The sequence below is a fragment of the Thermosporothrix sp. COM3 genome, assembly GCF_059696735.1.
Window position 1 is genome coordinate 627,645 of sequence record NZ_AP019376.1, and the last position, 13,330, is coordinate 640,974.

At 54.9% G+C, this 13,330-nt stretch carries 11 protein-coding genes; 6 read left to right on the top strand and 5 right to left on the bottom strand.

The window, feature by feature from the left end; genetic code table 11:
* Positions 1-320: 320 nt before the first annotated feature.
* On the top strand, positions 321-1,217 hold the full coding sequence (locus KTH_RS02770; protein ID WP_111322963.1) for a serine/threonine protein kinase: 897 nt from the start codon (positions 321-323) through the stop codon (positions 1,215-1,217).
* 65 nt (positions 1,218-1,282) lie between these two features.
* Entirely contained in the window at positions 1,283-2,494 is a 1,212-nt protein-coding gene (locus KTH_RS02775) for a class I SAM-dependent methyltransferase (RefSeq protein ID WP_497616313.1), read from the top strand.
* Here the strand turns inward: KTH_RS02775 and KTH_RS02780 are convergent.
* Complete coding sequence (locus KTH_RS02780) at positions 2,491-2,880, bottom strand: VOC family protein (protein ID WP_111322967.1); 390 nt, start codon at positions 2,878-2,880, stop codon at positions 2,491-2,493. The two genes, KTH_RS02775 and KTH_RS02780, sit on opposite strands and share 4 nt — an antisense overlap.
* A complete protein-coding gene (locus tag KTH_RS02785; RefSeq protein WP_170142610.1) occupies positions 2,881-3,267 on the bottom strand; it encodes a MerR family transcriptional regulator in 387 nt (128 codons plus the stop codon). It abuts the gene before it with no gap.
* Between the two features lie 347 nt (positions 3,268-3,614).
* Between KTH_RS02785 and KTH_RS02790 the strand changes: the two genes are divergently transcribed.
* Positions 3,615-5,762 (top strand): tetratricopeptide repeat protein, encoded by a 2,148-nt coding sequence (locus KTH_RS02790; RefSeq protein WP_497616316.1) that lies wholly within the window; start codon positions 3,615-3,617, stop codon positions 5,760-5,762.
* Between the two features lie 46 nt (positions 5,763-5,808).
* Here KTH_RS02790 and KTH_RS02795 read toward each other — a convergent pair whose 3' ends face one another.
* On the bottom strand, positions 5,809-6,537 hold the full coding sequence (locus KTH_RS02795; RefSeq protein WP_497616317.1) for a class I SAM-dependent methyltransferase: 729 nt from the start codon (positions 6,535-6,537) through the stop codon (positions 5,809-5,811).
* A 209-nt stretch (positions 6,538-6,746) separates the two neighbouring features.
* Positions 6,747-7,853: a threonine aldolase family protein gene (locus KTH_RS02800; protein ID WP_111322975.1), complete on the bottom strand. Its 1,107-nt coding sequence runs from the start codon at positions 7,851-7,853 to the stop codon at positions 6,747-6,749.
* A gap of 407 nt (positions 7,854-8,260) precedes the next feature.
* Between KTH_RS02800 and KTH_RS02805 the strand changes: the two genes are divergently transcribed.
* The gene (locus KTH_RS02805; protein ID WP_497616319.1) at positions 8,261-9,718 is read left to right on the top strand and encodes a leucine-rich repeat domain-containing protein; all 1,458 of its coding nucleotides are present in this window, start codon (positions 8,261-8,263) and stop codon (positions 9,716-9,718) included.
* A 179-nt stretch (positions 9,719-9,897) separates the two neighbouring features.
* On the top strand, positions 9,898-11,523 hold the full coding sequence (locus tag KTH_RS02810) for a thiamine pyrophosphate-binding protein (RefSeq protein WP_497616321.1): 1,626 nt from the start codon (positions 9,898-9,900) through the stop codon (positions 11,521-11,523).
* 54 nt (positions 11,524-11,577) lie between these two features.
* On the opposite strand, the gene KTH_RS02815 is transcribed toward KTH_RS02810, so the two are convergent.
* Positions 11,578-12,330 (bottom strand): hypothetical protein, encoded by a 753-nt coding sequence (locus KTH_RS02815; protein WP_137686031.1) that lies wholly within the window; start codon positions 12,328-12,330, stop codon positions 11,578-11,580.
* Between the two features lie 175 nt (positions 12,331-12,505).
* Between KTH_RS02815 and KTH_RS02820 the strand changes: the two genes are divergently transcribed.
* Positions 12,506-13,306: a helix-turn-helix domain-containing protein gene (locus KTH_RS02820; RefSeq protein ID WP_497616323.1), complete on the top strand. Its 801-nt coding sequence runs from the start codon at positions 12,506-12,508 to the stop codon at positions 13,304-13,306.
* The last annotated feature ends 24 nt before the right edge of the window (positions 13,307-13,330 follow it).

Sequence of the window (13,330 nt, forward strand, 5' to 3'; positions counted from 1 at the left end):
CGCTTTCGGGAAACAGCATGCAGCCCGCGGGAGATATGATAAAGCGAATACCTGTTTTGCAGGACAGCGCCGAAAGGTTTCTATACACTAGCCATTTTAGCCTGTTTCCTTTCAAACCGTTGCTACAAAAGATACTATAGACAGGGGGATAGGGATTCTCCCTTCTGTATTGTAGAACACTACTGTATTTCAAAACGATCGAGAACAGAAGCTGTTGGAGGCAGGCGCGTTCATGGAACCCATAGCCAAAACTCTTTGAACGCTCTCTACAGCGCTCATCTCTCGCACCGGAGATAGCAGCCTGCTGAGGATACACAAAAATGACTATTTTGGAGCAAAACCGCCTACAAACAATAAACGGGTATCGAATAGTGCGCCTGCTGGACCGGGGCGAGGGCTCTGAAGTCTATCTGGCAATTCGAGAGCAGGATCAACAGCAGGTCGCGCTGAAAATTCTGCCAGGACGCCGCATGGGCGAGGAGTTGACCAAATTCTATGTGCATGCCAAGAAGCTGGCCCGGCTCCGGCACCCGCATATTGTCCATATTCTGGATTTTGGTGTTGAGGACGACTTTGCCTTTTTAATTATGGATTACGCGCCAAATGGCACACTGCGTGAGAAACACCCCCGTGGAAGCGTGCTGGCCCCTGAGACCGTCAATCAGTATGTGCAGCAGATCGCCGCTGCAATCGGGTATCTTCACGAGCAAACGCTGATCCACCGCGATCTCAAGCCGCATAACCTGCTTGTCGGGCCCCGTGGTGAGGTGCTGCTAGGAGACTTCGGTATTGCTGTGGTCTCGCATAGCCTTGACCCACTCTACCCGGAACAATACGACTTTGAGGGAACGGTGCTCTATGCTGCTCCCGAACAGCTTATCGGGCGGCCTCGACGCAGTAGCGATCAATACTCACTCGGAGTCATCGCCTATGAGTGGCTCTGCGGTGAATGCCCCTTCACTGGCGACTTTGAAGCGCTGGTCGAGCAGCATCTGCACAAGCCCGCGCCGCCGCTGCGGAGCAAAAACCCGGCGCTTTCTCCCTTGATCGAGCAGGTCGTGATGAAGGCCCTGACCAAAGACGTTGAGAAGCGCTTCCCAAGCATCGCGGAGTTCGCCCAGGCGCTCGATTGGGCCACAGCACAGGTACTCACGCAGAAGGTCCGGGCGCTTCCCAGGCCGAAGCGACAGTTTAAATCCCCGCGCCTCTTCCCCTGATCCCCGGCCAGTGTTGCCGCATGCGTACCCCTGATGATACAATGCGGTCGACAAGGAGGGAATTTATGGCGGCACACTGGTGGCAGACGCTTTTCACAATCATTGCGGCACTGGACACACACCGAATCGATTATACGCTAAGCGGAGAAAGCGCACTTTACGCGCAACACATTGAGCTGGCAGGCACACCGCCCATCACGATCGAGCTTCAATGGGACCTTTTCCACCGCGCCCGTGAGCTGTTCCCGGCCGCACAGATGCCAGATGAGACCACACTTTCGTTTCAACAAGATGGAGTCTCAGTGACGCTGTTCTGTCGCTATAATACGGTCGTCGCAACCGATCCCTACCGGCTTCAGATCGAGCGCGAGGGCCATCGTCTCTGGGTTCGCTCGGCCTATTTCTACGCCGCTCATCTGCCGGAACAGGACCCGATCGTGCAGGCAATCAAGCGCTACTGGCACACGCTCCAACAGCAGAACACGCGCCTCAATCAACAGGCCTGGACACAGGAAAGCTATGATGCCTGGGTGCATCGCTTCGGCCCAGCAGAAGCCGTCGCCTCACGCCTGCGCAAAGAGCCATATCAGCGCCTCGGCACGCTGGCCCCCTATCTTGTGACCTCCTCACCGGTTTCGTCTTCCGCGCGCCTGACCGACGAGCTGGCAGGAAAGCGCATTATCAACCTGCTTGGCTCACATGGCCTCAAAGCGACCGCTCTGGCGTTGTGTGGCGCACAGGTGACCGTGGTCGACATTTCACCCGAAAACGCACGCTATGCCCTCGATGTCGCCCGGGCGGCAGGTGTGACGCTCCATTATCTGGTCTCCGATGTGCTGACGATGCCCGAGAGCGAACGGCAGAACACGTATGACCTTGCCATCATGGAACTGGGAATTCTGCACTACTTTGTGGACCTTCAGCCGCTCTTTCAGACAGTCATGCAGGTCCTCAAGCCTGGTGGCAGGCTGATCCTTCAGGATTTCCACCCGATTTCAACCAAGCTGATTACCTCTCAGGGCAAAAAGCAGAAGGTCAGCGGCAACTACTTTGACCCGACCATCGTCGAAACAGATGTCGCCTTCCGCAAACACCTGCCCGACGAGCTGCAAAGCCGAACGGGTAAGGTTTATCAGCGCCGCTGGACCCTGGGCGAAATCGTCACCGCCGCCGCGCGGTCCGGGCTCCTGATCCGGCAACTGGACGAGGAGCCGAACCTGAAAAAGGATGATATCGGCATTCCCAAACTCTTCACGCTGGTCGCCGAACATCCTTAACCAATATTGACTTCAGCTACCTGCTCTTTCACATGTTGCACGTATTCCACAATTGTGCCATCAGGATGGCGGGCCAGCATATTCATCCCGGTCGGGACGCGCTGTGGCTCCTTCAGGATCTCCCCATGCGCCTCTAACAGCACACTCCGGAACGCTTCAAGCGAATCGACAAGGTAGGTTGCTTGTGTGGCCCGAAAGGGAGCAAGCGCCTGCTCCGAGCCCGCAATCAGCAGCATCGAGCCAACCTGAGCCAGTTCCAGTCCCATTTCAGCGTACTGAAAGCGCAATGTACACGGTTGACTGTACAATTTCTCGTAGAAAGCAATGCTCTCATCCAGGTGCTCCGCCTTAAGATATACTCGTAGCAGTGTAGATAGAATTTTCATTTACTCTCCTTCCGCAAGCTTTTCATACATCATCAATTGTTGCTCTATCTGTGCTAGCATGCATTCAAGAGAGCGCTTTTGCTCTTCATATAATGCATGATATTGACGCAGGATCTGTAAGCGGCGCTCAAGCAGTTCTTGCGGCAGCCCTCCATGCTCACGCCCCCTGTTGGGACAACCACCACGCATAAAGAGCGTGATATCTTCAAGCGACATCCCAAGCTGTTTGAGCTCATGCATACAGCACAAGAAAGAAATATCTTGCTCGGAAAAATCTCGCGTTCCGGCGGGTGTGCGAGCAATACGGGGAAGAATACCACTCTTCTCATAAAAGCGAATAGTATAGGCAGAAAGCCCCGTTCGCTTCACAACATCCTGGATCTTCATGTACACAACCTCCGCAGGTTCTGACGGAATCATACTCTTTAGAGTCGGCTCTAAGTCAAGGGGAAACCTCACAACAGGTATGCGCTGCCTCTACTAGCAGTATTTCTACAACAAAAGCGATCCCTCTTTTTCTCAAACAGAGAGAGTATTTATTGGTAAAGCAAAACGATAAGAGACCATTGCTTTTTCTTCTCTTTACAGAGAAATGAAAAGCGATTAAAAGCGAAATAGAGGATGAAAGCATAAACACATAGTTGCTTTATAGTCGATTCATCGTTATTATCTACAGAAGCAGTCCGTGCAGGGCCGCCCACGAAAACAGAGCGTCAGAAGGAAACGTAGCAAGCATGGAAACCGGTCTGTTCGACTCATTCGGCGACATTCTCAAGGCATATCGTAAACGCAGGAAGCTCACACAGAGCAAGCTTGCAGCACTCCTCAAGATACACCCGAACACCGTCGGCGCCTGGGAAAGAGGCGAATATCTCCCCGAAACCAAAGAAATCGTACTGGAGCTGGCTCGTCTGCTCCAACTGGATGAACAGGAAACACGCCGCCTGCTTGAAGCCAGCCTGTCCGCCCTCACACCGTACTGGTATGTCCCCTACCAGCGCAACCCTTTCTTTACGGGACGTGAAGCGCTACTGGATACCCTGCACACCCTGCTCCATACCAACCCCCGACGCCCCGCCTCCTATGCGCTCAGTGGCCTGGGTGGAAGTGGAAAAACACAGGTAGCTATTGAGTATGTTTATCGCACATTTCAGGAATATACGGCTGTCTTCTGGCTGGATGCCGCAACCACATCTACGCTGCTCGGTAGCTTCTATGCGCTGGCCGAGGCGCTCCAGGTTCCCGGCTTTCAGCATTTTGAGCCGCAGAAAATCGTGACCGTGGTGCAGCGCTGGCTGAACATGCATCGTGATTGGTTGCTCGTTGTGGATAATGTGGCAGACATTGAGACCCTGCGCTCATACCTCCCGGCGGCCCGTTCTGGTTCCCTGCTCTTCACCACGAGGCGGCAGGATCTCGATACCCTGGCTACCTGCCTGCCTGTAGAAGGGATGACCGAAGAGGAAGGGATCCATTTTCTGCTGAAGCGCGCTGGCCTGCCCAGGACACCCGATCTGGAAGCAACCGCCCGCACGCTGGTGCGCGAAATGGATGGGTTGCCGCTGGCACTCGATCAGGCAGGAGCATATATTTCTACTCAACAAATCCAGCGTCGCATAGCCAATCACCAAACTGATGATAGCCTGCGTGACTACCTGCATAGACTGCGACAGCAACCCATTCCATTATTGCAGAATCGCGGTGACTATAGCGATCACCCGCTTTCGGTGGTCAGCACCTTCACGCTCTCCTTTCTGGCTCTCAAGCAAACATACCCGGCCGCGGCTGAACTGCTGATCTTCTGCTGCTTTCTCGCCCCCGAGCCCGTCCCAGAGCGGCTTTTCACCAGAGGCATGACGACCCCGACAATACAGACCATTGGAGAAAATCCGCTGGAGTTCAATCGGGCGCTACAGGCTTTGCAGGCCTACTCGCTGCTGCACCGTCATCCGGAACACGAGACACTCCATATGCATCGGTTGGTCCAGGTTGTGCTAAAAGCCTCCTTTTCCGGGACGGAGCGGTTTCAATGGGAAGAACGCGTTCTGGCCTGCCTGTGCGCACTCCTTCCAGATCCCTCGAATCCCGAAGCTGCATGGCCGCTCCTCCCACATGCGTTCTATGCCGTCACACACTACAGGCATGATAGCGAGCATTACATAACGCTGGCCACCAGAGCCGCCGCCTATCTGACAACTATGGCTCGCTATGAAGCAGCCGAGAAGCTCTACAGGCGGGTAATGCAGCTACAGCATCCGCCCACGCTCTCCACGCTGCTCGGCTTCGCCGAACTACGGAGCCAGCAACATCACTATGACGAGGCCGAGGCGCTCTATCGACAGGCACTCCAGCAGGACGAGGATCATCAGCTCGCACTCAGTGGGCTGGCCGCGCTGCTCAGCTCGCAGGGACGCCATCAGGAAGCGGAACAACTTTTACTGTCACCACACAGGCAGGAGCAGGCTTTTTCTCCTGAGTTGCTGAACAATCTGGCGCAGCTCTACTATCAACAGGGACGCTATGAAGAGGCAGAGACTGTCAGCCTGCGCTCGCTCTATATGCTGGAACAGCGGCAAGGACGCGAGAGCCTTGCCCTTGTCACGCCGCTGAAACTGCTGGCACAGCTTGCCACTCACGCCCGGGAGTATACAAAAGCGGAATTTCTCTACCATCGAATACGAACACTCTATGAGAAGCATCAGGAGACGAAGCACCCCGAATATCTCTCGGCCTGTGTCGCGCTGATCGAGCTTGCACTGCTTCAGGGACAGCAGGCTCATGAACGCTATAAACAACTTCTTTCTTCTATTGAAGCTTTCACACCCGAGATACAGGAAACCCTCGCGCATCTGGAACAGCTTTTCCGTCAATCCGACGCTTAGTTGTTTCCTGCTGAACCAACAACAGGAAACAACATCCGGGAAGCGCTCAGGACTTCTCCAGAACAAGCTGCATTCTGGGGTGCTCAGCAGTGGGCGCAATGTTCTCATCAGAGAACGAGCAGACCAGACGCGTGGTAAAGCCGCATGACGCCGCCAGCTCACTGAACTCTTCGGCAGTAAACATCTGAAACTCGAAATGGTCGCTCCCCTGAATGCCCGACTCGTCCGCGTACTGGACGACCGAATGCAGGCGATTTCCTTCCAGGTACACGCTGGTTTCCACAACAAAGCCGTTGATGTCCTGCCGTTTGGTGCCGTGGTGTCCCTCATAGTAGGTTCGATTGTACATATCGATCACAAAGCGACCGGCTGGAACCAGCTTGCGATAAATCTGGCGCAAAATGTGTCTATTGGTCTCCTCATCAAAATAACAAAAGCTCTGCCACATATTGATGACAGCATCAAATTCCCCGGAAAGGGCCTCAAGCTCCCGCATATCGCCCTGAACATATTGAATATCTTTCCCGGCCTTTCTAGCGCGGCGTCTGGCCTCCGCAATCGCGTCTCTATCGCGGTCCAGCCCGGTCACGGTATACCCGTAATCAGCCAGTAACAGCGCATGGCGTCCATATCCGCAACAGAGATCAAGGACGCGCTTGTAGCGAGGTAACGGCAATTGACGCGCCAGAAACGCCACATCCTTGCGGGTCCATTCCTCGTTCTGTAACGGCATGAACAACTGAAACCATAAGGAGGAGTAGATATTCGTCGTCATACGTCTTTCCCTTCTTACTTTCCAGGCAAATACTCACATTCAAATACTCAAATCATATCCGGTTTACCGCTATTTGTACAGCCATACATGTAACTTTATGCATATTATTTCAATGGATTTTTTCTTCTACCCCTGTTACCCTTCATGAATAGCAAAAGGCCCCGGGGATATCCTCCCCGGGGCATCAAAAAAGCAGCCGTTCCATACGCTCAGTACGCTTGCTGGAAGGCTGCTCTATCCTGCTTTCGCATCGTTGTGTGAGGCGTCTCAACAATGGTGCGAGCCGCTTGAATTGCCTGTTCAATATCCTGTCGGGTGACATCCAGATGGGTAATGGCCCGAACACGACCATTCATCTTGCTGAAGCGCACCCCATGCTCGTAACGCGCACGATCAATGAACTGTTGCGTTGTCATGCCCGTTTCGGTCACATCGAAGAAGACAATATTTGTTTCCACATCCTGCGGACGAATCCGAATGCCCGGCACCTCGGCCAGCCCCTGCGCCAGAAGCTTCGCGTTCTCATGATCTTCGGCCAGACGCTCAACATGATGCTCTAATGCATAGATGCCCGCGGCGGCAATAATCCCGGCCTGACGCATGGCACCACCCAGAAGCTGCTTGTATCGCCATGCTTCCTCTATAAAGGCTTTCGAGCCAGCAAGCACACCCCCGACTGGCGCACCAAGCCCCTTGCTGAGATCCAGCCACAGGCTATCAAGCGAGGCGGCATAGGCTTTCGCACTGATCCCGGTCGCAACCACGGCGTTTAACAGCCGCGCCCCATCCATATGGGTCGCCATTCCGTGGGCATGCGCGACCTCGCAGACCTCGCGAATGGTTTCCAGTGGCCAGCACTTTCCACCACCCATATTCGACGTCTGCTCGATTGAAATCGCACGGCTACGAGGATTATAGCGGCTTCGCTCACGAAGGGCCTCTTCTACCTGCCGTGCGGAATAGACGCCGCGCTCTCCATCAACGGTCCGAATCAAAATACCTTTGAGTGGTGTCGGGCCGCCGCCCTCGTAGTGCAGAGGGTGCGCGGTCTTATCCATAATTACTTCATCGCCAGGCTGACAGTGGACACAGAAAGCGATCTGGTTACACATTGTGCCCGAGGGCAGATAGAGAGCCGCTTCCTTGCCCAGAAGCTCGGCCACCATGTCCTGTAAACGGTTCACGGTGGGATCTTCACCTAGTTGCTCATCGCCAACCTCGGCCTGACACATGTACTCGCGCATGGCCAGGGTTGGCCTGGTAATCGTATCACTGTACAGATCTACCCGGATGGGAATATCGGTAGGTACATCCATAACGCAGCTATAAGGCTCCTCATTTTTCTGTAAATTCATGTTTCGCGTTTTGAGCGGAACGTGCACGGCCCCTTCCCGCGCTTCTGATCTTCTACATATACCCTGCGGGTCAGGCCGCTCTCTTCTTCAGTATATAGTAGCATGCTAATGTATAACAAGTAGAGTAAAGATCTATATTCGATAATGCGACTATGGAAACAATGACCATTGCCCTTATGTTTCGGCCTTTCGATCCGCTATTGTGAGATCGCTCACGTTTCTCGCCATCCAAATTCGGCGCTTCTTTCTGAGGCAGAATGTAAAAGTGAAGTATTTCATAGACAAACCCTGCTTCAAAAAGTCACAATGTCGGATAGAATAGCCGTTTGTTTGTAACATATAAAGCAGCAAGGAGCCGTCCGGGAACAATGGATATCGCAAAGCTTCTCTCATCCGCACATCTCTCGCATGAGCCTGCTTTCCTGCACGAAGCAGTGCATCATGCTTCCGAAGCAGAGCTAGAAGCCCTGGTACTGGCTCTGCTTGAGCGCGGCGACAATGAACCATCCTATCAGCGCCTTTTGCACTTTCAGGCCCTCGCCTGCCTCTCTGCGCTGCCAGCGCATTCACCGTTGCTACCGCGCCTGCATGCAACACTGCTCACGCTCTTTCCACCTCAACATTTCTATGAAACAGAACTGCTCGGCATGGCGGGCAGTGCACTTGTAGAGCCGGTGCAAAACCTGTTGCTCCAGACCGATACTGCTGATACCAGCAGGTGGCAAGCCGGCCTGCATACCCTGTTGCATATCGGAGGTGAGCAGGCCATGAATGCGCTTCACCGGCTGCTTGAGTGGCTTCGTTCACGGGAAGAGTTCACGGCAATTGTGCAGCCTTTGCAGGATGAATGGCTTGAGGGCTGGAAAAGCCGCCGTTTCCCACCCGAACGCTTTGCACGGGATGTCCTTGTGCCCATCTTCGGCGCCACACCCCGGCTCCTCTTGCGCGACCTCTCTGGCTCGCTGAGCGGGCTGCAATACCTCTCGCACCTGGCACAACTCAAGATCTACGAGAGCCCGGAATTGACAAGCATTCAGGCATTACACGGACACCCGAACCTCCGGCAGGTACAGCTTGTGGGCTGCCCCCGATTGCGTGATGCCACCATTTTCACCACGCTGCCGCGTCTGGAGCTGCTTGATCTGGCCCGCTGTCCGGGCCTCTATGATATTGATGTACTTGCCTGCCTGTCTCCACACATCGAACTCAATCTATGGTTCTCTCGCTCGCTAAAGGGGCTCCATCGGCTTTCCGGGCTTACTGAGCTCTCCTGTGATGCGCTGGAAGATGCGGCCGAGCTGGCACAGCTTCCCGGACTAAAGCGCCTGTTCCTTGACGGCTACTCGTATAGCGACGGCACCCATATGCCCAGACCACGCAATCTTCATGTCCTGTCTACGCTCAGCGGGCTGGAATCCCTGACCTTGCGAGATCTCACGCTGGATACACTGGCAGTGCTGGCCCCGCTCACCCGGCTGAAAGAGCTGCACCTGTATGGCTGCCAGCCCTTCACCGATCTGTCACCGCTGACGGCGTTGTCCGAGCTGGAAACCCTTTCGATTACTGATAGCCTGATCGAAGATATTCGCCCGCTTGCAGAATTGCCACGCCTGCGCAAGCTCTCCCTCTCGCTGAATACCCGTATCAAGCGGCTTGACATGCTGCCCCACGTTGAGACGCTCGATATCTCGGGTTGTACCAATCTCGATCTACAGGCCTTGCAGGCCGTGCTACGAAGCTCCTCACTCAAAGAACTGTTTATTGGCGAAAATCGTGGCGAGCTTGATTATGCAGCACTCCCGCCCAACATCGACATCCGTCAATAAGGAAGTGCTCAGCTTTTATGGCTAGTCCACTACCTATTTTTTCCTATTCTCTCGATTCGCTGTTTATAATAAGAGAGATTTCATACATGATTTTTCAAAGACACGCCGCAGGAGCCAGAGAACGGGCTAGCTCGATATGGCTGAACAGGAGCTCGGGCGTGAAAGGAGGATTCACCAGCGTGAACAAACGGCAGCACCTCACCGGTGCGCAAGCACTTATCGCCTCACTTCAGGCATTTCAGGTTGATACTCTGTTCGGTATTCCCGGCGTGCATACGCTCCCGATATATGATGTTTTACGCGAAACACCCGGCATACGCCATATTCTGGGACGACATGAGCAGGGAGCCGGTTTTATGGCGGAGGGATATGCACGGGTCACAGGCCGCCCCGGCATCGTCAGCACGATCACCGGGCCTGGCGTCACGAACGCCACGACGCCGATGGGCAGTGCATTCGCTGATTCAATTCCACTTATGGTTATCAGTTCAGGACCTGCTCGCGCCTCTGTCGGTCGCAACCGGGGCGAACTCCATGAGGTCAAAAATCAAGCGGGCATTATGGAGGCGCTTGCCGGGTGGACTCGCTGTGTCCAGCATGTAGAAGAAATTCCAGGCGCGATTCAAGATGCCATGCGCGTGATGCTGCAAGGTCGCCCGCGTGGCGCTTATCTTCAGATCCCCCTTGACGTCCTTCGCGAAAAGGCGTATGTCACGCTCCCCGACGAGGAGGATCTAACCTATACTCGACCGCAACCCGCTACAGCCGATATTCAGGCCGCCGCGCACCTGCTGCGTGAGGCACAGTTTCCGGTCATCGTTGCCGGAGCTGGCGTCACCTTTTCTGGCGCGAATACAGAGCTTGTGCAGCTTGCAGAGCGGCTTCAGGCTCCGGTCATTCTGGGAAGCAAGAGCCATGACGTGCTGTCCAGCGCTCACCCGCTTGCTATCCTCACGACGGCCTATATCACTGATGAGCTGGATCCGCTACTGACGCGGGCCGATGTCGCGCTTGTGATTGGAAGCAAGCTCGGCGCGGAACGGACCGCCTATGGCCGCATGAAGCTCCCCCGCACGCTGATTCATATCGATATCGATGCATCCGAATTCGGGCGCAATTATCCCGCTTCACTCGGCATCGTTTCCGACGCTCGGGCCGCTCTGGAAGCGCTTTTGCCGCTCCTACCAGAAGAGGCACCGGCACGACCCGAGTTGCCCGCGCTGCTGGATGAGGCACGTGCCGCGGTCGTTGCCCATACCCGGGCCTATTTCGGCGAAGGGGTTTGCTTCCTGCCAGCCATCCGGGAGGCGCTGCCCCATGACGCGATTGTGGTGGCCGATATGACGATGCTTGGTTATGCCAGCACGGTCAGCCTGCCGATCTATGAGCCGCGCACCTTCATCCACCCTAACGAATATTGTACTATCGGTTGTGGGCTTCCGCTGGCTCTGGGAGCGAAGGTAGCCGCACCGAAGCAGCCAGTCATCGCGCTCTGCGGTGATGCTGGCTTCCTGCTGAACATCGCCGAAATGGCGACAGCGGTACAGGAACAGATCCCGGTTATCGCGGTTGTCTTCAACGATTCGACCTTTACCGCGGTGAAAACCGAGCAGCGGGCTGCCTATGATCGCCGCTATATCGCGACGGATGTCATTGAGCCCGATTATGTGGCGCTGGCTCAGGCATTCCGCGCCTATGGAACCCGGGTCAGCACGCCGGAAGCGCTCCGGGACGCGCTCCGCGAGGCGCTCACCCTCAACTGCCCGACGGTAATTGAGGTCCAACTGCCACCCAAACAGTGGTAAAGTCAAGGGCAAGCGTCCCGACTCCGGTGACGCTTGCCTGCTCGTCTGAAAGCACTACTTCTTGAGGCCGAGCATCAGGGTTTCGTCCAACAGTTTCCAGAAGCTCTGGTCAGCCTGCTTGATATGTCCAGCATCGTCGTTAAAGAAGACCGTGCCGCAGCCGCTTTGATCAGCGGTGACCTTGACTTCCTGCTTGCCTTGATAGAAGGTCAGGTCATAGTGCGGGCCCGCCATCATCGTACACATCTTTTTCTGGTCCAGTGGCGGCAACTTCTCGATCGCATCATACAGCTTTTGCACTTTCTCTTTATCGACAACCGTCGGCTTTTGCAGCGACGGGTTCATATCGACACCCCTCACCGTCGCATCCACCTTCTCAGGCTGAAACGCTGCCTTTGCCTCCGTGATAAGCTGCATCAAGATATCTTTGCTATCGGCGGTCAGGCGTCGAGTATCCGTCTGACTGAACCTGATGGTTCCACATCCGCTTTCATCAATGCTCACTTTTTCCTGTTTATCGCCCTGATTGAAGACCAGCCCATAGCCAGGCCCTGCTTGCCTGGTACAGGGTGTGTTATTCGGCAGGGCAGGCGCTGCCTTCAGCGTTTCAAGCAGCTTTTGTACGTTATTCTGGTCTGTTGTCTGGTAGATAGCATTGACTGTCTTCTGGTCGGCAGCATACAGCGTCATCTGTACGCTATTGGCATCGGCTGCACCCGCTCCAGTGGTGGTACTGGCGCTTCCACATGCGACCAGAAGCAGTGTCAGGAGAAGCAGGCCGAAAGCCGATATACTCTGTTTCTTCATCAGCATCGAACGCTCCTTTCTTGAAGGGATGCTGTAAACGTTCCATCGGAGATAATGACGTTGGACCCTCGCATTTTGTTCCCGATTGCCTGCTTTTTTCCCTACAATTCGCCCACTTGCCCTTGACCTTGTCGCAGGGTCAAGGTTGTATGATGTGAGAGAGAAAGGAGCAAGCATGAGAAAGCATTTGCATATCGGCGAGGTGGCGCAACTGCTGGGCATCACCCCCAAAGCGATCAGGCATTATCAAAAGCTCGAGCTGCTTGAAGAGCCAGCTCGCAGCCCGGCGGGCTACAGGCTCTACGATACGCGTGCGATTCTCCGCCTGCATCAGATCAAGCAGCTTCAGGCGCTCGGGCTTCCTCTTAAGCGGATTCGCGCTCTGCTTGGCCGTCAGACCAGAGAACAACCGCTGCACGTTATCTTACAGGCGCTTGATGCAGAGCTTACAGCACAGATCCAGGAGCTGGAAGCGCGTCGTGCCAGAATCCGTGAACTGCTCTCCGAAGGGCCACTTGAGCAGGTTGAGCAGCTTCCGGCTTCATCTCGCATGCTGCAACAGATCAGGCAACAGCTTGAGCAGGAGGGCATTCAGGTTCACCCGGCCATCTGGGAGATCGAGACGAAAGTGATCTCCCTGCTGGAAGATTTCCGGTGGCCGATCTCCTCTACGCTGCTAGAGCAGTTTCGCCTCCTGATGCACGAGCAGCCCGAGCTCTGGAGGCACCTGCTCTCCATCTATAGCAGGCTTTCAACCACGCTTGAAGCGTCTGCCGATGGAGAGCTTCTGTTACAAGATCAGGAGATACAGGCCCTGATCACTGATGTAGTGAAATATCTGCCTGTACCCGAAATGCAAAAGCCGTTTACGGACGCTTTCGCAGAACTGATGCTCGGCTCGCTGTCACCACAGGCCGAGACAATGATACAGCTTCTCAAGCAGGCTCTTCTTGAACAACCACACCAGGAGCCCTGAGAAGCTTCCTCAGGGCCAGGAGGA